At 59.2% G+C, this 24115-nt stretch carries 19 protein-coding genes and 1 pseudogene; 12 read left to right on the top strand and 8 right to left on the bottom strand.

Going from position 1 to position 24115, the window contains the following annotated elements; all coding sequences use genetic code 11:
- Positions 1-4: 4 nt before the first annotated feature.
- Genes Q1A06_RS17200 through Q1A06_RS17175 form a run of 6 tightly spaced genes read left to right on the top strand, consistent with a single transcriptional unit; the run spans position 5 to position 5171 of the window.
- Entirely contained in the window at positions 5-652 is a 648-nt protein-coding gene (locus tag Q1A06_RS17200; protein WP_299566557.1) for a type IV secretion system protein, read from the top strand.
- Positions 649-1353, top strand: coding sequence for a TrbG/VirB9 family P-type conjugative transfer protein (locus Q1A06_RS17195; RefSeq protein ID WP_299566555.1), 705 nt, complete (start codon positions 649-651; stop codon positions 1351-1353). The genes Q1A06_RS17200 and Q1A06_RS17195 overlap by 4 nt, the downstream gene beginning before the upstream one ends.
- A complete protein-coding gene (locus Q1A06_RS17190; protein WP_299566553.1) occupies positions 1350-2675 on the top strand; it encodes a TrbI/VirB10 family protein in 1326 nt (441 codons plus the stop codon). Before Q1A06_RS17195 ends, Q1A06_RS17190 begins: the two co-directional genes overlap by 4 nt.
- Position 2676: 1 nt before the next feature.
- Positions 2677-3711, top strand: coding sequence for an ATPase, T2SS/T4P/T4SS family (locus tag Q1A06_RS17185; protein WP_299566551.1), 1035 nt, complete (start codon positions 2677-2679; stop codon positions 3709-3711).
- A 15-nt stretch (positions 3712-3726) separates the two neighbouring features.
- Entirely contained in the window at positions 3727-4146 is a 420-nt protein-coding gene (locus tag Q1A06_RS17180) for a hypothetical protein (protein ID WP_299566549.1), read from the top strand.
- Entirely contained in the window at positions 4146-5171 is a 1026-nt protein-coding gene (locus Q1A06_RS17175; RefSeq protein WP_299566547.1) for a type IV secretion system protein, read from the top strand. The genes Q1A06_RS17180 and Q1A06_RS17175 overlap by 1 nt, the downstream gene beginning before the upstream one ends.
- A gap of 197 nt (positions 5172-5368) precedes the next feature.
- Here the strand turns inward: Q1A06_RS17175 and Q1A06_RS17170 are convergent, their stop codons facing one another.
- From Q1A06_RS17170 to Q1A06_RS17150, 5 genes are all read right to left on the bottom strand, one after another.
- The gene (locus Q1A06_RS17170) at positions 5369-5890 is read right to left on the bottom strand and encodes a hypothetical protein (protein WP_299566545.1); all 522 of its coding nucleotides are present in this window, start codon (positions 5888-5890) and stop codon (positions 5369-5371) included.
- A 179-nt stretch (positions 5891-6069) separates the two neighbouring features.
- Positions 6070-7011 (bottom strand): toll/interleukin-1 receptor domain-containing protein, encoded by a 942-nt coding sequence (locus Q1A06_RS17165; RefSeq protein WP_299566543.1) that lies wholly within the window; start codon positions 7009-7011, stop codon positions 6070-6072.
- Positions 7012-7140: 129 nt separating this feature from the next.
- Entirely contained in the window at positions 7141-7401 is a 261-nt protein-coding gene (locus Q1A06_RS17160; protein ID WP_299566541.1) for a hypothetical protein, read from the bottom strand.
- 382 nt (positions 7402-7783) lie between these two features.
- Entirely contained in the window at positions 7784-10864 is a 3081-nt protein-coding gene (locus tag Q1A06_RS17155) for an SMC family ATPase (protein ID WP_299566539.1), read from the bottom strand.
- Positions 10861-11997, bottom strand: coding sequence for an exonuclease SbcCD subunit D (locus tag Q1A06_RS17150; RefSeq protein WP_299566538.1), 1137 nt, complete (start codon positions 11995-11997; stop codon positions 10861-10863). Before Q1A06_RS17150 ends, Q1A06_RS17155 begins: the two co-directional genes overlap by 4 nt.
- 72 nt (positions 11998-12069) lie before the next feature.
- Here Q1A06_RS17150 and Q1A06_RS17145 point away from each other — a divergent pair, with 72 nt between their 5' ends.
- Positions 12070-12861 carry a WYL domain-containing protein gene (locus Q1A06_RS17145; RefSeq protein WP_299566536.1) on the top strand — a complete coding sequence of 264 codons (792 nt, stop codon included), beginning with the start codon at positions 12070-12072 and terminating at the stop codon, positions 12859-12861.
- An 89-nt stretch (positions 12862-12950) separates the two neighbouring features.
- Here the strand turns inward: Q1A06_RS17145 and Q1A06_RS17140 are convergent, their stop codons facing one another.
- The 3 genes from Q1A06_RS17140 to mobC all read right to left on the bottom strand — a co-directional run bounded on the left by Q1A06_RS17140 (position 12951) and on the right by mobC (position 17845).
- Positions 12951-14927, bottom strand: coding sequence for a type IV secretory system conjugative DNA transfer family protein (locus Q1A06_RS17140; protein WP_299566534.1), 1977 nt, complete (start codon positions 14925-14927; stop codon positions 12951-12953).
- Positions 14920-17169, bottom strand: a complete 2250-nt coding sequence (locus Q1A06_RS17135) for a relaxase/mobilization nuclease domain-containing protein (protein ID WP_299566532.1) — start codon at positions 17167-17169, stop codon at positions 14920-14922. Before Q1A06_RS17135 ends, Q1A06_RS17140 begins: the two co-directional genes overlap by 8 nt.
- An 88-nt stretch (positions 17170-17257) precedes the next feature.
- Positions 17258-17845, bottom strand: coding sequence for a plasmid mobilization relaxosome protein MobC (mobC, locus tag Q1A06_RS17130; RefSeq protein WP_299566530.1), 588 nt, complete (start codon positions 17843-17845; stop codon positions 17258-17260).
- 522 nt (positions 17846-18367) lie between these two features.
- Between mobC and Q1A06_RS17125 the strand changes: the two genes are divergently transcribed.
- From Q1A06_RS17125 to Q1A06_RS17105, 5 genes and pseudogenes are all read left to right on the top strand, one after another.
- Complete coding sequence (locus tag Q1A06_RS17125) at positions 18368-19069, top strand: ParA family protein (RefSeq protein WP_299566528.1); 702 nt, start codon at positions 18368-18370, stop codon at positions 19067-19069.
- Positions 19070-19316: 247 nt separating this feature from the next.
- Entirely contained in the window at positions 19317-19715 is a 399-nt protein-coding gene (locus tag Q1A06_RS17120; RefSeq protein ID WP_299566526.1) for a hypothetical protein, read from the top strand.
- Between the two features lie 159 nt (positions 19716-19874).
- A complete protein-coding gene (locus Q1A06_RS17115; RefSeq protein ID WP_299566524.1) occupies positions 19875-20114 on the top strand; it encodes a hypothetical protein in 240 nt (79 codons plus the stop codon).
- A gap of 121 nt (positions 20115-20235) precedes the next feature.
- A complete protein-coding gene (locus Q1A06_RS17110) occupies positions 20236-21357 on the top strand; it encodes a Fic family protein (RefSeq protein ID WP_299566522.1) in 1122 nt (373 codons plus the stop codon).
- A 629-nt stretch (positions 21358-21986) separates the two neighbouring features.
- Positions 21987-24115, top strand: a pseudogene (locus Q1A06_RS17105) (restriction endonuclease); the annotation flags it as partial.

Below are 24115 nucleotides of genomic sequence, written 5' to 3'. Positions count from 1 at the left end.
GGGGATGAACACACGCGAGCTCGTGGAGGAGGAGCTTGTTTATGGTGCCCTGCGCCGTGAACAACTGTGGAGGATGATCGGTCTCGGTGGCGCAGGCTTTGGCGCGGTGGGCTGCCTCGCGGCCGCGGCTGTTGCGCTGATGGTCGAGGCACCACCCCCAGTCGTTGTGCCCTATGATCCGGCAACAGGCATGGCGCTCCCGAACGCCAGGGTCGAAACTGTGTCCCTCGCAGAGCGCCCCGCCGTGATAGAAGCACAAATATACCGCTATATTTATGAACGCGAGACATACAACCAACTCGACAATGATCTACGTGTGCGCCGGGTCCTGGCACAGTCATCCGGTGCCGCCGAGACGAGCATGCGCGCAATATGGACGTCCGGGCAGGAGAACTATCCGCCGACGCGGTACGGCGCATCAGCCGAAATGGCCGTAGAAATCGCCTCGATCACGCTGATCGGCGAGAACCGGGCGCAGGTGCGTCTCAGGAAACGCCTGACCAGCCCGCAGGGTGCGCAGGACGGATCGTTCACAGCGACGCTGATGTTTGCGTTCCAGCCCGAACGGACCCGCTCGATCGACGATGTCTGGCAAAACCCGTTCGGCTTCACTGTCACCCAATATGCAATCCGATCGGACCGTTCCGAATGATCCGTGCAAAAATCTCCACCCTTTTGACCGCCGGTATTCTGGCGCTCACGAGTGCTTCGGCTTTGGCCGAGACGACGCCACGCCCCGGCTCCCATGACAACCGCGTCCGAGTAGCGACCTGGACCGAAGGGCAGGTTTACCGCTTTGTCACGACCCTGACCCGCGTGACCACCGTCGAGTTTGGTGAAGGTGAGACCATTCGTTCGATCATCGCCGGTGATACTGTGGGTTTCCAGTTCGACGGCGTTCCCGGCGGGCGCGCTTTCGCGATCAAACCTACGGCCTCGGGTGTGGCCACCAACATCACCGTCTATACCAACCGCCGTTCCTATTACTTCCACGTCGTCGAGGCGCGAGAGACCCCACATTATGTGGTGCAATTCCGCTATCCGGAAAGCCGCGTACAACCCACCCGGGCAGTCGCGGCTGAGGCTCCCAATGCGAATTACACTGTCAGCGCCCGTGAAGAGTTCACGCCGACAGCTATCTGGGACGATGGCACATTCACCTATTTCCGCTTCGCGAGAAATGCGCCGGTCCCGGCGATCTTCCGGTATTCCAATGGCAGGGAGCGGGCGGTGAATAGCCAGGCCTTGAGTGACGGCGTGATCCGCGTCTCGGGCGTCAACCGACAATGGGTTCTTCGCTTGGGTGAAGCTGTCGTCTGTGTTCAGGACGCAAGGACCGAGGCCACATCATGACGCAGGATACCGAAGATCTTGCCGCACGGCTTGCAGCGCTTGAAGGCACCACAGCTAACGCGCGGGTGAGTAAACGTCCATCACCGGGCGCCGCAATCCTTGGGATTGTCGGTCTTGCGGCTTTTGGTGGTCTCGCCTGGGCTGCCCTGCAGCCTTCCCCGGATGCTCCAATGGTGACCGCGGCCCCCGAGGAGTTCCAGAACTCCGGGCCCGGCTTCGGGGACCTGGGACGCCCACCTGTAGCGCAGCCAGCACCGGCGCCGCCGGTGGAGACCGGTCCGACAGAGTCCGAACTTGCGTTGATGGAAAGCCTTGCAATTTTGCGGGCCGAACTCGAAGAAATGCGGGCACGCCCGACTGAGACATCGGACAGCGGGGCTGAACAGGCCATCGCAGACCTCACGGCTCAGATCTCGGCGCTGCAGGAGCGCTCCGCTGAGGCACAGCGCACGCTGGAGCGGCAGTTGACCGAACGCGACCGTGAACTTAACCAACTGCGCATGGACCTTGAGGTCGCGCGCCTGACCCCGCCCGCGCCGACGGACCTCGGCCCCAACGAAGAGGAACTGCGGCTGGCTGAACTTGAGCGCCGACGTGCCGCTGAGGCTGAGGCGCGAGCAGAACGGATTGCGTCGCCCATGATCGCGTTTTCCGGAATGGGGGCAGGGACAGACCGCGAAAGTACGATTGAGGCTGCGCGCTTGAATGCCGATGAAGCGTTTGTGCGCGCCGGTGCGCGGCCCGCGCCCGTCACGCGCGCTGAGGTGATTGTGAACCCAACGAACACGGTTATTCAGGGCACCATGATCCAGGCGGTGACCGAAACCGCGCTCGACAGCACACTGCCCGGTGCAATTCGCGCCATCGTCTCCGAAGATGTCCATTCTTTCGACGGAATGCGCGTCCTGATCCCGCGCGGCGCGCGCCTGATCGGGCGCTACCGCTCCGACGTGGCGCTTGCGCAATCGCGGGTCATGGTGGCCTGGGACAGGATCATTCTGCCTGACAACCAGACCGTGGAGATCAGCGCTTTCGGCGGCGACGAGCTTGGCCGCACAGGCACCACCGGCTTTGTCGACACCCGCTTTGCGCAGCGCTTCGGCTCTGCCGCCCTGATCTCATTGATAGGTGCCCTGCCAGCTGCCGCAGCGGGCCAGATCGATGACGAGGCTGCCGCCGATGTCGCCAGCGATGTCGGTTCGGACCTGCGCGACAGCACCCAAAGCGTGATGCAGGATTATCTCGCGATCCGTCCGGTGATCCATGTCGATCAGGGCACGCGGATCACGGTCATGGTTGACCGCGACCTGGAGATATTCTGACATGGCGGCAAGCTATCTCGAAGCCTCGCTCGACAGGCTCGGCGCGCCCGTGCAGCGTGACGACACGATCGAGATCTGCATCAATCCAGACGGGCAGGTTTGGGGAGAGTTCCAGAGTGACCACTTCATGCGAGGGCTCGGCACCCCGCTCACCCAGACCGAGATCAAGGACCTTGGCAACCAGATCGCCTCGGCCGCTTCGACCACGCTCAGCACCAAGAAACCCATCGTCTCGGTCTCGATCCTCTATCGCGATCGTCCAATCCGGGCGCAGGTCATTCAGCCTCCCGCAGTTGAGGGCGGGTTTTCGATCTCGCTGCGGTTTTTCTCCTCCCTGCCGCTGGAGGCGATCAAACTCGGCTTTCTCTATGGTAAAGAACGCAGCCTCGAAGGCCTTCGCCGAGAGAAGAACGCCGCGTTACGCGATGTGGTGGCATCGGGTGACATCGACGCCGCCCTGCGGTTTTGCGTCGAAAACAAGCTCAACATGATCGTCTCGGGCGGCACTTCGACAGGCAAGACGGTCGCAGCGCGCAAGATCCTCTCACTTATCCCACCCGAGGAGCGGATCATCACCATCGAAGAAGCGTCCGAGTTGCGTCCCGAACAGCCGAATGCCGTGACGTTGATCGCCGACCGTGATGCGGATGCTCGGAGTGCCGATGTACTATTGGCTTCCACGCTGCGCATGCGGCCCGACCGGCTCGTGCTGGGCGAAGTGCGGGGACGCGAAGCCATGACCTTCCTGGAGGCCATCAACACCGGGCACGGCGGCTCACTGACGACGCTACATGCCGAGACACCGCAGCTGGCCGTCCGCCGCCTCGCCATCGCCGCTCTGAAAACCGATGTGCCGATGACCTATGCCGACATGATCGATTACATCGAGGGCTCGATCGACGTGATCATCCAGGCAGGACGTCATGAAGGCGCGCGCGGCATCACCGAGTTTTTTCTCCCGGGCCAAACGAAGGATTTCAGCCTCGACAGTATCGACGGCAGAGGCAAAAAGAACGCCTCCGTCGCCGCCGAATAGAAAAGGAATACCCTCATGCGAAAACATATCGCAGCACTTGCGCTTTCCTCCTTCGCGGGGCCGCTGGCAGCCCAGACATCACCGCAGGTCCCAAATGATCTCACTGTGAACATGACGCCGCAACAACACCGGATTTGCAATGACCGCCCGGCGCGACCAACTTGGATGGACGAAATCAGCCCGCGCGAGGCCTACAAGGCGCTGACTTTGATGGATCTATACGAACTGCGGGCATGGCAGTCGATTAACGAAACAGGAGACTGCGGCTGTGACGTTCGCTTCCCTGCTTGGGAAGCTGCGGAAGAAGAATTCAACAAAGCCTTGCGCGAAGCGCCGGCCGTGGAACACACCGCAGCACAACGCGAAATTAGGCGGCAACGGAATGATCTTCGTCATGCTGTCCAGGACATTTGTGAAGCCGAGGGCAACTGGTAATGGGTGTTGTCAGCTGGATGGTAGGAACGGCTGACAGCTTTCTTGCCGATGCAGCCGAGTCCCAGTTCGGCGCCGTGGCGAGCAATACCGGCGCGATCATCCTACTGATGGTCACGCTTTCGCTGATCGGCGTTTGTATCAACATGGCCTTCCAGTTCCGTAGCATGGATGGGGCAAACTTCTTCTGGTATCTTGTGAAGCTCGCCCTGATCGGGTTTTTCGCCTTCAACTGGGCGAACTTCAATGCGGTCTCCAATGCAATTATTGGGGGCTTAGACTATATAGCCGGAGCGCTGGTTTCCTCAGTGGGCGGGGCAGGGGCTGGTGCCACACACTTCGCCGGAGAGTTCGACAATTTGATCGAGCGCTTTGCCACATACCTGAACGCGATCGGCAACAACCTGAACTGGATGACCGGCGCGATCCTCGGTGGGATCGGCCTCGTTATGCTTAGTCTGCTCGGTTTCATGACAGGCATCGTGCTGATCTTCGCCAAGATGATGCTGACACTCATGCTTGGCCTCGCACCGATCATGATCGCGCTGTCGCTTTTCGATGCGACGAAGGATTTCTTCCACAGGTGGGTCTCAACGACGATCAGCTACGCCTTCTACCCCATCGTGATCGCAGCCATGTTCTCGACCGTGGTCGGCATGGCCAACTCACTCCTTGCCCAGATCGGCGACCCGAATTCCGCGACCAACATTGGCTCGCTCGTGCCATTCTTTGTGATGGTATTTCTGGCGAAGGGATTTGTCGCTGCAACGCCTCTGATCGTGCGGGGGATATCAGGAAACCTCATGGTGGCCGCGGCACCCGCCATCGTCAACGGGTCTGCAGGACTGCTGCGGGGGTTGGTCAATACGTCCGGCGTTCAGGGCAGGGCTCGGATCGGCGCGCTCACAACGGGTGAGGCAATCGGGCGCGGGGCGGTGCAGACGCCTGCTGCAGTGCGGAGCGCTGTGGCGACGGCAAGTGCACAGGTGGTCAGGATAGCAGAAAGGGCAAAGCGGTTGGGGAGTTGAGGTCCAACGTGGCTTTACAATGATGCATGGTCGTCGAAGTGTATTGGGTGGAATGTTGACCATTGATGTGCGGCATTGCTTTCGCAGCATTCCCAATCAAGTAGTCGTTCATGGAACACGCAGCGCGCCGGGCAGAAAGTTGTCTGGGACACCGCTCAATCATCGTAGCGCAACCTCGCAGGCAAGCCGGTCAGCGCCTATACGCCATGCTGATAAATCGGCGGGCGGCTATTGTCCAAGTCTCCTTGGTTCAAGAAAATTCGGTATCCTGTGAGGTGGAAGGCGGCACTGCCGAGGTCCTTCGCAAGTTCCAGCGTATCCACATGGATAAAGTGGCGATATGTGGCTCGAAATCCTTCACCAGGTGCCGCACGGAAATGAATGCCTTGCGGTCCGATCGTCAGACATGCCTCTTCCTGCGGATCGTTAATCTCAGACAGCGAAACTGCCGCGAAATCAGGCTGGATAATCCAGTCGGTTCCGAAGGAAACACATTGCTCATCTGCTTCCCATTGGAAAACCCGATGCCAATCGGCTTCGCCCTCGCGCCCGAAATCAGGATTCAAAAGCAGAACCGTCGGTTTGCCGTTCGGCTGATCCAATGGTTCGGAGAGTTTAATGCCAAAGATCGGCTGATGACCGTATCTCTTGAGGAGAAACAGGGTACCTTTCGGCACCTCGGCGAGAATCGCTGATCTGGCGTTCAAAGTGCTTCGCATGCGTGTTCCTCCTTAATAGCGGTCAATCCCAACCCCGCCGAATATCGGTTCGGTGACATTCGGGACAATGCACCGCAGTGGTCGGACGGTTTTCACGGCGAGCCTCGCGACGCTCGTACTCATCAAGCACATCGACTTCGAAGCGGTGTCCACAATTGTTGCAACGGAAGTGAACACGCTCAGTCATAGCTGATACCTGCGTTGCCTATGAACTCGTTCCAGAGTGCCTCAGCCGCTCGGTCTGGCGTCAGCCGCTCGTCAGCCTTGCCGAAGATGTTCATGGTTTGGATCAGGAACTGCTCGTAATCATCGGCTGAAATGTTGAAGCCGCCGTTTGCCGTATTGTCGCCAGCATTTTCGCTAAACGAGTAGTAAATGTCGCCCAGAGCGACTTGCGAGCTACGACAATGTACCGAGATGTGGGCCGTACCATTTCGGTGTCCGCCGTTGACAATTATTGCCCCAAAGGAGGTCGCGCTTCTTTCAACGAAACGACCGCGCAATCCTTCGATTGAATCGATTTCGATGATCGCTCGTTGGAAGTAATCCTTTATGGTGGCAAAAGCAGCATCGCGGAAGTCATCCCTGTCGATGTGGTCGAACTGCCGTTTTGCGCGGTAGCGTGCCATTGCGGGGCGTAAGGCAGACGGCTCATAGGCTACCTTCACCGCAGCCGCAGGTACACTTTCAGATTCGATGATGCGCCGAAGCTCCTGCACTACGTTTAGGTAGGCGGTGTTCGGGTTGGCCCATGCGCTGATCGCCTTGCCGTCCGTCGGCACGGCCTTGAGTTGCCGCAACTCACTCATCGCTTTCCAATCGCATTCCTCCACGATGATCGGCACCACACGGGCGGTCCCGGCGGCGTGGCGTTCAAGCGCTCGCCTCATTTCACGCTCGACACAGTAGTCGGATGCGATGAAGTCGGGGCTTACTAGGAGCAGGAACAGGTCGGACGCCTCCAGTTCCCGTTCAATCTCGGCGTCCAGTTCACTGCCGGCCAAGATATTGCGATCATACCAGGTCTCAATACGCCCTTCCCTCGTAAGGTTCTTAAGGTGGACGTGCAGCCGGTCAAGTGCAGCCTTGTCGTTGTGAGAATAAGAAATGAATGCCCGCATCTGCTCAACTCAAAATGATTTATGTTTGTTCATGATATGCCCTAAGCGCTATTTTCCAGAGACACGGCTTAGCTTGGAGAAACTGGACAGTGGCGCTTGAGCTCGAAACCGTTGCTTTACCGTTTGCAATCAGCGCTTCTTGTTTGACTGGGACAACACCGAACCGGCAAGTGCCTTTGTCCTTTCAGAGTAGCGATCGCTGCGAAGTACCTTTGAAGCGAGGTCTTCCATTTTCGCACCTGTTTGTCGATTGGTATTGGACTGACACAACGCCGAACCAGCAAGCTTGCGGGCGATCTGTGAAGAGCCATGTTTGAAGAGGGTGTCTGCTGCAAGCGAGGCAACCTTGGTTGAAGTTCCTTTACGATTCACCGCCATAATAACCTCCATGTGGTGTTTGGTTTGCTTAGAGAGTCTAGATGTGGGTTTGGAGCCAACTGTCCGCAAGCTACACTAGAGAAAATTCAGAATTGCAGCCTCGCCTCAAAAAGGTCCGGCGTGTCCTCGTCGCGCCGCCTGCTCAGACCTTCGCAGAGATGCAGACACGGGTGCTTAATACGTGTCAGGCCTTTGCCGCCCTCAAAGTGGACCCACCCCCCTCTGGGCATGCCCACGCTTACGATCAGCGCACCGCAAATTGGACAAGTCCGCCTGAAGGATGCGCCCTTCCTACTTTCGCGATCGCCCCGAAGTGCCCAACCGCCGCGGACCGAGACTGTTCGTCCCGTAAACAGTCGGCGGGTGTGTTCCTTGCGGTAATACCAACGGTCCGTCATCCCAGTCCCTTTCTTTCCTCCACCCGGCTTCCGCTTGGGGTCGAACGCACGTAGAAGCCTTGTGGTATGGCCTCCTGCACCAGTCCGACGTGCGAGATCAGGCCCACAGCCCGGCTGCCCTCTGTCAGCGCAGCAAGAACCTGGATCACTTGGTCCAGCGTGCCCGCCCCATTCTCGGTGTCGAGGCTGCCGAAGCCTTCGTCGATGAAGATCGTGTCCATCCGGATTTTGCCCGACAGGCTCTCGACCACATCGGCCAGCCCAAGCGCAAGGGCCAGCGCCGCAATGAAGGTCTCGCCGCCGGACAGCGTGGCTGTCGGACGCGCCTTGCCGGTGTTGATGTCAAAGACCTCGATTTCGAGCCCGCGCTTGCCGCGCCCACCCAATGCCTCAATCCCGCGCGCCAGCCGGTATCGACCGCGAGTCATGGGATCGAGCCGCATGTTCGCCGCCTCGAGAACTTGATCGAACATGGCGCCGATCGAAAAGGTCTCGAGCGTCATTTTGAAATCGTTCTTGCCATTGGCCAGATCGGCTAGTCCCCGGAGCGGCCCAGTTTCGGTCTCAAGCCGCTCGGTTTTGGCCAAGGCCTCGGCCAACGATTCCTTGAACTTGGTAAGGGACGAAACATCTGATGTGGCCGCGGAGAGCGCATCGTTGGCGGTTTTCAATTCCTGGGTCGCGTTTTCGAGTGCCAGCTGAAGCGGGGCGAGGTCCGGGCGCTCGCGATCCGCACAGGCGGCCCTTGCGTTCTGCCATGTCGTACGGGCCGCGATTAGGCCCTCATGATGATCGGATACCATCTTACGGTCGGCGTCGAGAGTCGGGAAATGCGCCTTGCAAGCCTCATACCCTGCTTTGTCCAGCCCGACTTCGGCCAGCCGAACGTCAAAATCACCTTGGGCCTTTTCCACGCGCAATGCCTGCGCATCACGCGCGCGTTTCGCTGCTTCGAGTTGCTCTTGTGCACGTGTCAGCGCCTCGCTGGCCACTCGGTCATTTTCTATTGCCAGTTCCAGCGCCTTGGAGAGTTGGCCCTGCTCGCTTTGCAAAGCCTCCTGCCGTACGACAACCGCCTCGGGTGTGCGCAGACCTTCCGGCAAGGCCTCAACCACTGTATCGCGCTTGGCGCGCGCCTCGGCCAGAGTAGTCTGAGCGTCTGCTGCCGCAGTGCGCGCTTTAGCTTCGGCGGTCTCGGCCTCGGTCACCTTCCGCTTCAAATCCGCCATCTGCCCCGCCATCGCGTCAAGATCGACGGCTGCTCCAAGCGCGGCGAGGGTGCCTTCCAGCTGAACTATTTCAGCTTCGATCTCCGCCAGCGTGCGCTCAGGACGTTCCTGTTCGTCGAGAGCCCGTTTCTTTTCGTCAAGCCCCATTCGGCAATTTCCGAGTTCGCTTTCCGCCCGGACCCTGGCTTCGGCTGCCGTTCTCGCCTGAACCTGCGCGCTGCGAAACGTTTCGGTCAAACCAGATTGTTCGGGCGTGCCATGGGCCGGCGCGGGATGATCGTGGGAGCCACAGACGGGACAGGGCGCGCTCTTCGTCAACTTTTCGGCCAGAATGATCGCCTGCGTGCGCGAAAGCCGCGCCTCGGCCTCGGTCAGGGCCGCCTCGGCAGATTCTGCCGCTCTGGTCTTCTTAGTAAGCTCCTTCTCGGCTGCTTCGACCTTTTCTTCGGCCTCCGCGACCGCCCCTTGCGCCTTGGCGTGCTCCCCGGCTTTTACCCGTTCCCGGTTAACCGTGGCCACTTCACCGTTTAGCTTGACTCGTGCTGCCTCGGCCTTGCGCGCCTGTTCGAGCGCCAGATCGGTTACGTCGCGCCGAGACTGGAGCCTTTTGCGCGCCTCTTCGGATTCTGTGTGCGCCTTTTTCGCCGTGGCGTCGTCCCTCGCAGAGCCGTCGAAAGCAGCCTGCAATTTCGCAGCCAGCCCGACTCTTTTCTCGATCTCCTCCAACCGCGTCAGATCGGCCTGAATCACCTGAAGCCGCCCCTCGCCGACCTTTGCCTCTGTTAGTTTCCTCGTCGCTTCCTGTTGCGCCCCGTTTGTGGTGTTGAGATCCGCTTCAGCGTCGGTCACGGTCTTCTCCGCGTCCCGGCTGCCGCGCTCGGCATCGCGCCAAGCCGTCTCGAGATCGCGCGCCTGGAAGGCATTCACCACTGCATCGACCCGCTCCGCAAGAGCATCGACCTCGCCCGTTTTCGCTTCGAGATCGTCAAGCGCCTGCCGTGCCGATTCGACGACGGAAAAGGCCTTTTCGATATGCTCACCTTCAGCCAGAGCCTTGCGCTCGGCTTCGTTTGCCGTTTCCGCGCCCTGCTGAATACCCCGCTTTTCTTCGACTTTGAATTCAGCTGCGGCAATCCCTAGTTCCAGCGCTTCAGCGCTCTCGAAGCCGCGTTCCTCGAGTCGAGCCATGTAGAGCGCGCGCTGGTCGCGCAACGCCCGTTCTGCTACTGAGGCTTCGTCCTTCAGCTGTGCGGCGAGATCGCGAAAGATCTTCACGTCGAAGAGATCTCGCAATATCTCGACACGCGCGTCAGTCTTAGCGACCAGAAACGTTTCAAACTTGCCTTGCGGCAAGAGCACGATCTGTCGAAACTGATCTGGCCCGTAGCCCAGCAGCGCCTCGACCTGCTGCCCCACGAGCGTGACCTTCTTTTCAGCAATGACGCGGCCAGATCGACTCGGGCCAAGCGTGTCCACCGGGATCCCGGTAACGTCGAAAAGCGAGGCTTCCGCTGCGTCCTCTGTCGTCCCTTCGCCGCGCGCCTTCGGACGCTCCTGCACCGGACGACGACGGATCAGGTAGGTCTTGGCACCCAGTTCAAAGACAAATTCGACTTCAGTGTGTAGATCCGGCGCAGAGTGATCTGAACGCAGTGAACGTGGTTCCTGATCGGTCTTGGTTGGTACTCCGAAAAGCGCGAAGGACATCGCCGAAAACAGCGACGACTTTCCAGCGCCTGTCTGTCCGTAGATTCCGAACAACCCTGTCTCAAGCGCGGAGCGGAAATCGACTACTTCGGTTGTCGCGAACGGCCCGAAGGCCTGAAGCGATAGGCGGATGGGTCTCATGTCTGCTCCTCCCAGGACGCTGCTGCGTGGAGCTTGTCCGCTACGATCGCGACTTCGGCGGCATTTGGCTCCCGGCCGCGCACAACCTTTATGAAGTCGCCAACCATCTCGATCGGCGTGACTGCTGTGCGCCCGCCGCCAGGCATCTTGGTTTCCGGCGCGCGCGCCTGCCGGGCGTAGGCCAAATGACAGGCATTGGGGTAGGTCGCGCGCAACCGCTTCATCGGATCGATTAGAGGGTTCTCATCAGTCAGGATAGCCTGGATAAAATCTTCAGACGGAGTTCCGGCCAAAAGATCCGAAAATGCCCCAGTGAGCGAGCGCACCCGCCGGATCGGGCGGAACGGTACGGTGCGGATCTCGACCCCTTCAGGCGTTAGATCGATGACAGCCATGGATTTTTCGTTTCCCGCCTCGTCGAAACCGAACGCGAGCGGTGCGCCGGAATATCGAATATAGCGCGCGCCCACTTCCTGCGACTTGTGCAAATGCCCCAGTGCAACGTAATCCGCCCCGTCGAAAGCATCGAAGGGAACAGTTTCGATGCCGCCGACGCGCGTCAGGGCGCGTTCGGTCTCGCTGACCGCGCCGCCAGCAACGAAGGCATGGGCCACCACCACCCAACGCGCTCCTTCGGGCACCTGACCCCTCGCTGCGGCGATCTGGGCAGCGATGACATCTGCTGGCGCGCTGATGCCCTCGTCCCCGAACACCTCCCGCGCGGCGTATTCATAGGAAAAGGGCAGCGCGGAAAAGGCGATCTCGCCATGTTCGTCACGCAACACAAGCGGCGTTTCGACCGCGTCGACGATCCCACGCACCAATACCCGCGACGCGGTGGAAAAGACAGACATTGCCTCGATCCGGTCGCCGGAATCGTGGTTACCCGAGATCATGACCACGGCGGCTTCGCTCTCCTCTGCTACGCGCTTGAGGAACCGATTGAACTGCCGGATTGACGAATTGGGCGGCGAGGCACGGTCAAAAACGTCTCCTGCTATCACAAGAACATCGGCCCGCTCGGCCACGAGCGTCTCAAAAATCTGGCCCAGGATGACCTCGTGATCCTCCTCGAGGCTCAAGCCCATGAACTGCCGCCCCAGGTGCATATCTGCAGTATGAAGTATTCTCATGAGATCAATCCACTTTCTATACGTATAGTTAATATATGGACTTAACGCGCGGAGTCAAGTAGTACTCGGCGCATGAGCCTCGAAGATCTCAAACACGCGCAACGCGAACGAATTTTGTTCCTCGACCAATGTCTGACCTGGAGAGGTCAGGCGAACCGCCGTGACTTGATGGAACGGTTTGATATCTCGATGGCACAGGCTGCCGTAGACTTTCGAATCTATCTATCTCTGACGAATACGCCGCCAGTCTACGATACCGCGGAGAAGGCCTATTTCTCGACCGGCGACCACCGTCCTTTGACTGACGCTGGCCCGGAACAGGTTTTCGAATTGCTGGATAACAAGACGACATCGCTTGGCGCGAGCATCCCGCTTCCCAATCGAGTGATGGATCCCATCGTATTTGCACAGCTCTACCGCGCCATGAAGAGCGAACAAGACATCCAGATTACCTACACTTCGATGACAAGCGGTCTCTCCGACCCGCAGTGGATCAGTCCGGTGCGGTTTCATTTCGATGGAGAAGCAATTTATCTCCGAGCATGGAGCTATAAGCACGAGGCGTACCGCGATTACCTTCCGATACGAATAACGAAACAAACCAAGGCGGAACCGCGGGAGACGCCATCTCACTTACCTCTTGATACGGACTGGAACAGCTTTGTGCGTTTATGGATACGTCCGCGTTCAGATCTATCCGACGCACAAGCCCAGGCTGTTCGGCTAGAGTACGGCTTTGAGGACAAGACGCATATATTGATCGAAACTCGAAAGGCGCTGGTGTTCTACGTTATTAGGCGATGGCGGCTTAATCAGGAAAAGGCGCGCCTCGAGTTGGAAAAGGTCGAAGAGGCGGGCACGTGAAGCCGAAGTATGCTGCCAGGTGCACGAATCCCCGCCTTCGGGAACTTAGAAGTTGCCAATCCGATGGGTCAGCGCCCGGTAAGGGCGGATCACGCATATTCCGCGATGATCGCCCGCGTCGTCTGTACAGCCGCCGCGAGTTGAGTCCTGTCTGCCTCCGTGAACCCCAGTCCCGCCAGATCGACCGACAACTGACCTGACCCACCGCCACCCGCTGCTGCACGAGCGGCTCTTCCTCGCGCCCGACCTGACAGCCCGAGCTTCGAAACCTGTATCTCCGTTGCCGGTGTGGCGGGTCCTGCTGTCGCCGGGCTAGACCCCTGCGCCCCCGAAGCCGCCCGTACCTCCTGCAATTCCAGCCTGAGTTTTTCAACGGTTTCCCGCGTCTCGGACATCTGGCGATCCCGCCGCAGTCCGTCCTCATCCGGATATGGGAAGCTCCCCGCCTGACCCGCATGCAGAACCTTCAGTGCCGGATCCTCGAAATACTTGATCCTCCGCGCCCGGATCGGCATCTGCGCGTCGATCACGAGGATCACCTCGTCTAGGTCCATGCGCCGGGCCTGATCTTCAGTGAGGAGCGGTGTGTCCTCAGTCCGCTCGGAGACGCTTCGTCCCTCGAACGGATTGCGCCCGACAGCACGGGACCGTGTCACCACGCGCTTGGTGGTCTTACCAACTGCCTGGCTCAGCTCCTCGATGGTCTTCTGCTCAGACGGGGTGAGGTACAGTTTCACGCCCGCGCCGCCTTGGAGCGACCGGCGGGTGTTCTCGCCATAGATTTCGTCCAGCGCGGGGATTGTCTGGGTGACGATGGCGAGGTTGCCACCGAAGGAGCGCAGTGTCTTGATGCTTTCGGCAACGATGGGCATTTTCCCGAGCCGGTCGAATTCGTCGAGCATGATCATGACAGGCCAGGGTTCATCATCACCCGGCTCCTGGGCCTGCAGCGAGGCGATCAGATCTGAGAAAAACAACCGGATCAGCGGGGCGAGCGGGCGGATCATCTCGGATTCAACCACGAGATAGATCGCGTGGGGGCGGCGTCGGATGTCCCGAAAGGAGAAGTCCGAGGTCACTGTCGCGGCATCAATCGCCCGGTTGTCCCAAGTGTCCAAACCTGAGGTCATGAGAAGCGACATGTACGAAGTCAGCGTGTCGTTGTTGGTCGAGGCCATGCGCTCGAAGATCAACTTGGCCGACTTGTTCTTCACCTCCTGCGAGCGCTTCAGATATTCCTTCTGCTTGTCGCCCCCAGACGCCGTGATGCGGTAGATCTCGCCGATGGTGGGCATTCCGCGCTCGAAGGCCAAAAGACCCGCCGCAACGAAGAGATCAATGCCCCCAGCCAGGAGCCCGCTCAGCTTTTCGTTGTCGGTCTGGAGGAAGAGCTTAGCAGTAAGCTTCAGCTCCATCTGCTGCCGGTCGGGGTTGGTCATGGCCGCGATGCGCGCCAGCGGATTGTAGCGATGCGTCGGACGATCCCAGTCGGTCGGGGCAAAACGGAAGACCTTGTCACCCATGCTGGCGCGGAAGCGCGAGGTCTCGCGGAAGTTCTCGCCCTTCACGTCGAGCACCACGGCCGAGCCCTTGTACGTGAGCAGGTTCGGGATCACGAAGCCCACGCCCTTACCTCGGCCCGTGGGTGCCACGATCAGCGCATGCGGGAAGGTTTTCGAGACGAGAAATGGCCGCTTCGATTTCGGGGGGCCTAATTTACCGAGGAGGAAACCGCCGCCCGGCTTGGCGAAGAAACCATTTCGCTTCATTTCGCCTCGGGTTTGCCAATGGGTCGTGCCGAAACGCGTCAACGCCTCCCCTAGCAGCGTTACGCTCAGCATCAGGGCCGCGAGACCGAACCCGCCAACGATGAGGTTGACCCAAAGGAATTCCTTCGGCGCAGACTGTGACAGATCCGGATATTCGCGGACGAGCAGGGTGACGTCGAAACGCGTCGGCGAAAGCCCGTACCTAAACATGATAAACCCGGTCGCCACGACATAGCCCATCGCAAGGCCGACCAGCACGAGGCTCAGGACACCTCCAATGATCTTGCCCCTATCCATGGGTGACCCCCTTTTCGCCATGTGACGCGGCGTGGCGCGCGCGCTGCGCCTCGATTTGTTCCTCAGCCAGGGCGTCAAGAACGCGCTCCATGGCCGGGCCATGGGCAGTAACCTCGCTGCTCTGGAAATAGGTCTTGGCCAATTCGAGCTGACACAGTGGATCCTCGGTGAACTTGTCCAGCACTTCAGCATTGCCGGACCGCAACGCGGTGATCGCATCGGGCGACAGCCGTTCGTTCACCTGCTCGACCAGTCGCTGCTGCTCTGCTTCGGATATCGGTTCTGGTTCCCCGGCGTCGGTTTTGCGCACAAAAGCCATAACGGCAGGGGCAGTCTCTTCTAGGTAGCGTCGCTCAGCATAATCCTGACGCGCCCGATCCTCGATCTCGAAGCTACGTTCGCTGATATAGGCGCGTGAGGCCCCCAAAGCGCGAAGGTGATTGATCTCATCCTGGACCGCCGAACCGAAGTTGTCATCTGGCATCTCCGTACGGTAGCGGGCGACCGTGCGAAGCTCCTCGGTGATCGGACCGAGATGTTCTGATGGATCCCGCAAGGCGAGGTCCATGTCACCTGCGTGTAGCGTGCGGTTTTGCTCCGCGACCGCGTATTGCGGCGGCTTGAAGCCGTCAGTCACCTGCTCCCAGGCCATCGAGGCCAGCTCGGCATGTTGTGGCGATCTTTGTGCATGGGCGTCAAACGCGGCACGCGCCTCTTCCACCTCGATCACACCCTTCCCTCGCACTGATGAATCGTCCGAGAACGGATAGTTGAAATCAGTCCGGCGGAACTGCGCCACAAGTTGCTGGAACTCCTGCCTCTCCGTTGGTGCGAAAACGTCCGGCCGGTCACCTTCGGTGGTCTGGCCTGATAGCTGCGCGCCATCGCCAAGCCGGAGTTCGGCATCACCCTTTTCAACCTCATCGACGGCTCGCAAGACCTGCGCACCCGTCAGGACATCGCCCAAACGGACATGTACCGCTTGCAGCCGGTCAAGTGCGTCCTCGCGGTCCTCAGCTTTCTCCAGATCGAGATCCCCGTCCTTTGCGATCGCACGCAGGTCCTGCGCCAGCCACTGCCGCTCAAGCGCAGCATTTCCGGCCCCCTCGCGCATGCGGGCCGCGACGGTCTCGGCATCAATGCCGGTCCCTTGCAGCGCCTCGGCGAGCTTCTCCTTCACCTCACTCACATCTAGGCGCGCGAGATGATCCTCTCTCACATTGGGCCGCGCATAAATGCCGTCCCGGGACGGTGCATCGATCAGGGCGCTGGAACGATCACCCAGCGGGTTCAAATGCGCGACCGAGGCCAGCACGTCCGTCAGCTTGCGCTCAATCTCCGGTCGCTCGGTGGCAGGTGCTCTGTCGATCGCCGCTTCGATCTGGCGGATGTTCTGGGAAAACTCGGTAATCAGCGTATCAAACGCTGTCTCGTCGTCGGACATGTAAATAGCTCCATCGGATTGGATTGAACTGCCGCTGGCAAGGAGGGTGCTGGCGCGCTCGAGGGCTTCGGCCAGGTCTTCGAAGTTTGATCGTGACGCTTCAGCCGCAAGCCCGCGGTAAACCAGCACATTGCGCCCAACCGTCTTCAGGGCTGCCGCCAGATCAGTGCCGGTTCGCTGGCGTTCAACCGGGGGACGCCCCTCTTCACGCGCTTTGTAGATCTCGTCGATTTCGGCGCGGTAGGTCGTGACCCCCCGATCGAGACGACGCGTAGCCTCGAGCCGGATCCCATGGACCTGGGCCGCCTCAACCATCGCGACCCGAAAGGCGTCGTAGTTGAAGTGGTGATCTTTCCCGAGGAAGAACATTTCGCCATCCTTGCTGCGGCGGTTGAGAACAATATGCGCGTGTGGATGTGCGCGATCTTGGTGTATTGCAGCAATATAGTCGAATTGCGACCCCTCTCCTTGAAAGAACTGCTCGCAGACGACTTGGGTAATGTCGCGCACCTCTTCGCCCTTCGTGCCGACGGGAAAAGCCATCAGCAGATGCGAGGTATGGCCAAGTTTTGGGCTGTGTCGCTCGCCCCACTGGTTCTCGAAGCGCCGTGCGACGCGCTCGATCTCCGCCTCGGTCAGCGTCTTCTTGCCGTCATGGGTCCCACGGCTGTCGAGGATGTGGCTCGATTTGGTGGTGAGATAGGTGAGCTGCGTCCGAAGCTGCGCGCCGGTATGGCAACCACCTTTGGAGATCGGCTTGAAGATCGCAGGCGAGTAGCCCCGCGCGGCGCGGACCATCTGCGCACCTTTTGCGAGGCCTTGCCAGCTGCCCGAGACCCGGCTCCAATCACGGTAGAAAAGTGTAGGACCCGCGCCGCGCGCGCTCTCAGTCCGCGCCATTCGGCCCCCCAGAAGACAGACCGGCTAGGGCCTTGGTCACTTCCAGATCGAGCGTCCGACGTCGTGCTCGGAAAAGTTGCTGGATCTGGTCGGCCATGTCGAAAACAAGGCCCGCCAGTTCCCGAATCTCGGCATGGCTTGCCGCGGTATAGGGTGGACGCTCACCCCGAACCTTGGCTTCATTCAGCCGCCTCGCCACCTGGTTGACGTTGTTGCCCACCCGATTGAGCGCGGCACTCATCGTGCGCAGTTCTTCGGTCATCGCCTCATCGGGGCGCAGGATGTCGTCTGCGGCAAGCATCAGGCGCCGCATGGCGTCTGCGCGATGCGCGATGCCCCTTCGCCCGAGAGCCGCATCAAAACCGCGAAGATCGCGGGCGCTGACCCGGATGCCGATCACGCGCGAGCGGCTGGCATTCACCTCCTGCCGTTCGGTGCTGTGGTTGGACGCGTTGTAGATCGATACCCGACTGACCCCGTAGCGGGTTGCGAGCTCGCGCACAGGGATACCCTCAGCACGCGCTTTGGCGATGCTGAGACGTTCATTCTCGGTGAGGCGACGAGCACGAGGCATGTAAAGTTAACGTTCCTATTTCTTGCCATCTTCGTACAAGCCCGCCGACTCCCAACGCAAGTGGAGTCGGCACTAAGGGCTTGTACTCAATGTAGAAAATCGCCTCGAAGTGGCGATTTGACGTCCTTTGTCAAATGGATCGCGCAACGCGCTCCTTGGACTGCGCGACGTGACAAACGCATCGCGCTGCACGCTGTCCGCACGCCGTTTTCGGCTCCCCGCAGGACGTCCTTTGCCAGACGCCGACTGCATGATGTCGAGCGCAGCACGGCAGCAAGATCACGTCTCGCATCAAATGCGTTCCGCATGCTGGCTCCCGTCAACCGTCCTTCGGGAATTGGAAGTCGCAGCACGTCAGGTGCTCAATGCCGAACGCAGGACGGACCCCGCAGCATGCCATACGCGCACTGCATCCCGACATCTGCTTGACCCTCCCGCCTCGACCGATTAGCGACGTTTCAACCTTATTGTTGCTTTTCACTATTCTTGCAGAGAGACGCCAAAATGCCCAACGATAATCTCGTGGTAATCGCCGCGATGGCCCGGAAAGGGGGGAGTGGGAAAACCACGCTCTCGCGCGCCTTGATCAGCGCAGCCGTTGCCGCCGGTCGCAGAGTTCTTTTGGTCGATACAGACAGCACCGGGGTACTCGGAGCCTGGCACGCGCGGGCGGAGGCTGGGGGTCTTGGCTCACCGCTCCTCCGCTGCGTTACCGTCGAAAGTGTTGCTGGAGTCGAAGGCAAGATCGAGCAAGCCTATGTGGCGGACACGGCGGATTTCATCTTCATCGACACTGCCGGGGTCGGTGCTGAATGGTCAGATGGCATTGCGGTTCTCGCCGACCACATCGTGACGCCTGTTATGCTGTCGACCTCGGATTTTGACGTCGGCGCGCAAACTGCCGATTGGTTCCAGATGCTGAAATCTCGGGTTGACGATCCGAGCAACCTCCCGCGTCACCACGTCGTTTTAAACATGGTCGACCCGAAAACCACAAAGGCAGACGCGGCTCTGATCGAGGAGGCACTCACACGGTTTCCGGTCATTGAAACCGTAATGATGCGTCGGAACACGTACAAAGAGATGGATCAGAAAGGGCTTCTCCATGCCCTAGCGCTGGAAAAGCAGTCCGATCCTAACCCGCTGATACGTCCGCATGTGCGTCATGTCGTCGAGGCCCTCGAGGAAGCAACCGACATTCTCAATAACATTTTGGCGGCGTGAGGGCAGTCGATTGCGAAAGAAAATCCCGACAGTGACGAGACCTGATCCAACCTACTCTGCGGCGCTAGTACAGACCGGCCGGGATATTCCGGAAAGGGGAGAAAAGGAACCGGCGCCTGTGATTGCGAAACCCGCGTCCGTTGCCGATCCTACAATGCATCCCTTAGGGACCGAGACTGAAAGGACAGAGGCACCGCATACGGCCCACGTGGAGAGCACTGGACAAGATCCTAGTCCGAAGCCTTACGTGCCAACCCGAACCAAGACCCCGACCCGGAAGATCGATATCAGGGTCAATGCTCTCGAACGGCAAGAAGGGGCATTGCAGGCCTGTAGCGTCGAGCCCGCACATGTGGTGCGAGCCGCTCTGCGCCGCGCAGTCAAGGGCTGGCATCTGTCACCGATCTTCGCGCCAGCTTCCGACGAGCAGCGCACCCGCAACACGCAATGGCAAGCCCGCACGTCGCTGGCTGTTGATGCCACAAGCCTGGCCGTCCTGCTGCGCGATCACGACCCGCTCGACGTCCTAAGCAAATGGGCTTTGATCCGGGGGCAGGTCGAGCCACGCATCTGGGCTGAAATCGACATTCTGCTGGACGAAATTACGGATCGTGCTGCACCGCCGCAAGAACCCGTCAGTCTGTAAGGGACTTATCCAAAAGGACAACTTGCGTTTATCGGTGGATCTTGGCCGACCGCGCCGAGTTCATCTTGCAGTTGCAGAAACTTGGTCGTAACACCCGGTCAAAGGATTCAGCGGCCTCCGTGTTCACCAGTTTCGAGGTCCAAGTAAGAGGAATGCACCATGGCCCCGAAACCCCGCCTGACTGGCGAACCGATCATGCGCATCCTCTGCAAGAAGACCGACAGCCTGGTGGGCTATCTCTACCAATGGGACAATGGCGATCTGCAGCCGGCTTGGTTCGATGACGCCATAGCAGATGTCCGCTATGAACCTTTTGATCAGATTACAGAACAGAGCCCACTCGACGCGCTGGAGACTGGTCGGAGGTCGCATGATCCGTCACATCTTGAGAATGTCTAACGCCGAAACCAGTCGCAACCCGAGCAGGCTGTTCGCGATGCGCGCCATTTGAGCGATAGCATTGACTTCTATGCATCATAAATGATCTACGTGTGAGTTATAGAAAGGATCTCTATAACTCATGCGCTGGAACTGGACACTGCCTGATTGGCCGGATTTCCGGTATGACGCCTCCGTTCTGGAGCCTTTAGAGCAGAAATTTCTGCTGTCCTCCGGCGAGATTTTCGGTGCCGTGCATCATGTTAGCCCATCAGAGCGCGAGCAGCTGCGCATCGAGCTTCTGAGCGAAGAAGCGATGCAAACCAGTGCCATTGAGGGCGAAATCCTCGACCGGCTAAGCGTCCAGTCGTCTCTGCGCCGCCATATGGGGCTGGACCCTGACAGCTACCCGACCAAGCCGCGTGAGCAGGGCGTGGCGGAGATGATGGTGGACCTCTATTCAAGATTTGCCGAGCCGCTCGACCACGAGACGCTGTTGCGCTGGCACCGCATGCTCCTGTCCCATGATCGCCGTCTCGAAACCATTGGCGAGTACCGACGGCACGCCGAGGCGATGCAAATCGTCTCGGGCCGCCTTGACCGACCGACCATCCATTTTGAAGCGCCTCCCTCAGTTCAGGTTGCGCCGGAGATGGAGCGTTACGTTGAATGGTTCAACAAGACCGCACCCGGCCGCGCAACGCCGCTCTCAGCCCTGACGCGTGCGGGGCTCAGTCACCTATACTTTGAGAGCATCCATCCTTTCGAGGATGGCAATGGCCGGCTAGGCCGCGCCGTGGCCGAAAAATCCCTGGCGCAGAACATTGACCAGCCGAGCCTCATAGCGCTTGCCTTCACCATCGAAAAAGAACGCAAGGCCTATTACGACCAGCTCGAGTTCCATCAAAAGACGCTGAACGTGACGGAGTGGCTCGTATGGTTCGCCGAGATTGTCCTGAAAGCCCAGCAGGTCACGCTCGACCGTGTCGGGTTCTTCATCAGTAAGGCGCACTTTTACGACCGGCACCGCGATCAGTTAAATGGACGCCAGGAAAAAGCTATCGCGCGGATGTTTCGGGAAGGTCCCGCCGGGTTCAAAGGCGGGCTCAGCGCCGAGAATTACCTCAAGATCACCGACACCTCGCGCGCGACCGCAACCCGGGATCTGCAGGACTTGGTCGAAAAGGGTGGGTTGAAACGAACTGGTGAGCGGCGGCACACGCGCTATTGGCTAAATCTAAGCAACGAGGGATCATTAGACTGATGGGCCAAGAGCGACACAGCAAAGGATTAATCCGGAGGACCGCGAAGACAATTAGTTGCCCGCCGAAGGCGCGCAACCAACCCGCCCTGGCTGTTGCGTCGTCGATCCAGCTGCCTCAGATTTTTCCGAGTGCGCTGAACGAAAGCAACTGTTAAATTGACGAAAAACAATAAGGAATTCTGGGTTTGAGCAGTGAAATCGCAAGTCAGGGCAGTCTATTCTCTTCAGACTTCTTAACCGAAACCATCCACCAGGTTTCGGAATGGAGAGCCCTTGGCGATGATGCTCTTGATCAATTCAGCGCAGCCATTCGTTCGGCATTCGACCGCTTTCCAATTTCTCAGACACCCAACGAAAGCCAGACGGAAGACGATCTGATTTGGCCAATTCTTGAAGCACTGGGCTGGGCTGATTCTTTGCGCCAGCAAAACCTATCCCCGCGCGGACGCGAGGACGTGCCTGACGGTTTGCTCTTCGAAAGCGCTGAGACAAAAGCCAAGGCAAACGGCTTCCCTGAAGAGTGGAAACGCTACGAGTTCGGTCGCGCGGTGATTGAATCAAAGCGATGGGCTCGGCCCCTCGATCGGCGCTCCGGCCGGCGAGGGGAAGAAACCGCCCCGTCCACCCAGATGCTGCGTTACTTGCGCCGCATCGACGACATCACCAGCGGCATACTACGTTGGGGCATCCTGACGAACGGCTCAAAGTGGCGGCTGTATTTTTCAGGTGCGCGGTCAGTTTCCGAGCAGTTTTTCGAGCTCGACATTACGGCAATTCTCGATCTGCCTGGGCACAATGACGGGCATTTTGCTCTAAACGAAGCAGATCGTCGCCATTGGCTAAAGGTCTTCTACCTGATCTTCAGGCGCGAAGCATTTGTGCCTGCGGGAACTGATCCCCGCACCTTTCACGAAAAAGCCCTCGAAGAAGGCAAGTTCTACGAAGAGCGCGTTGCCGAAGACCTGTCCAACAAGGTTTTCGGAGAGGTGTTCCCTGACCTTGTTCGCGCGATCGTAAAAGCCGCGCCCGAAGCCGATCTACAAGAGGTGCGCCAAGCTGCACTGATCCTGCTCTACCGCCTCTTGTTCATCCTTTACGCCGAAGACCGCGACCTCCTGCCGGTCAAGGACAAGCGCTATGACGATTACGGGCTGCGCACCAAGGTGCGCCTTGATGTCAAAGAGCGCAAAGACAAAAACGATGTCTTCTCGGAAACGGCTGCGCGCTATTGGGGTGCTATGTCCGATCTATTCATGGCGATCGACCAGGGTGACGCCTCGATCGGCCTTCCGCCGTACAACGGTGGTCTCTTCGATCAGGAGCGCCATGCGATCTTGACCAACATCCGCATCCCCGATGCGGTCATGGCGCGCGTTATAGACGCACTGTCATTTGAAAGAACGCCAGACGGCCGCAAGTACATCAACTACCGCAACCTTTCGGTGCAGCAGCTTGGCTCGATCTATGAACGGCTTCTCGAATATGAGGTCGCACACGAGGACGACGAGATCACCGTTCAACCGAATATTTTCGCGCGCAAGGGATCCGGCAGTTACTATACGCCGGATGACCTTGTGCAGCTCATTTTGACTGAAACCCTTGAGCCGCTTGTCGAAGAGCGCAAGCGCGCCTTTCGGGACAAGATCGAAGAGCTGGGGCAGAGCGACCTGCCAGACCATCGAAAGATCGGCCAGCTCAAGCGTCTTGATCCGGCAACAGCCCTTCTTGATCTGAAAATCTGTGACCCCGCCATGGGCTCCGGCCATTTTCTCGTCAGCCTTGTCGATTTCATGGCGGACCAGGTAATCGCCGCAATGGCGGAGTCGGAGCTCGACGCGCCCGAGGATTGGGGCGATTACATTTCTCCGCTTGGAGAGCGGATCGATACGATCCGCAATACCATCTTGGCAAATGCCGACGAGCGGAATTGGACAATTGACGAGGAACAGCTCGACGACCGGCATATCATCCGGCGGATGGTTCTCAAACGCTGCATCTACGGTGTGGACAAGAACCAAATGGCGGTCGAACTCGCGAAGGTGGCGCTGTGGCTGCACACGTTCACCGTGGGTGCGCCACTGTCTTTCCTCGATCACCACCTGCGGTGTGGCGACAGCCTTTTCGGGTCATGGGTCAAGAACGGCATCGATAAAGCCGCGACATACGGGACACCCCTCCTATTACATGAGCCTATGAAACGCGCACTGCGCGCGGCTTCCAAAATGCAAATTGTCGAAGGGCTGACGGACGCAGAGATTGCCGAAGCGCATCGCTCTGCAGATGTCTTCGCCGAAGTCGAGGAAATGACCGCGCCGCTCGACGCGCTATTGAAGCTGATTCACGCGCTAGATTGGATCGGAATCAAGGACAAGGCTGGCAAAGCCGCGCTCAAAGTGTTCTTCGACGGCCAGTTTGGTGACCCTCTGGCCATCGCAATGGGAAAGCGCGACCCAAAGATCAAACGCGTGGCCGATCAGCGTTTTGCCGAGATACTGGGCGAAGCCCGCGAATTGGTCACAGAGGAAAACTTCCTCAACTGGCAAGTCGCTTTTCCCGGCATCTGGTCGGAATGGGAGGCTGAAACGCTCACTGGCGGTTTTGATGCGGTGGTCGGCAATCCGCCTTGGGACCGTATCAAGCTGCAACAGGTCGAGTGGTTCGCGGCGAGACGGCCCGAAATTGCCCGTGCATCACGTGCTGCTGATCGCAAAACCATGATCGCAAAGCTACAAAAGACCGGTGATCCGCTCGCGCAGGA

The sequence above is a fragment of the uncultured Sulfitobacter sp. genome (assembly GCF_947497275.1).
Taxonomy (GTDB): Bacteria; Pseudomonadota; Alphaproteobacteria; order Rhodobacterales; family Rhodobacteraceae; genus Sulfitobacter.
Note: the sequence above shows the minus strand (reverse complement) of the source record. Positions and strands in the feature narration are given on the sequence as shown.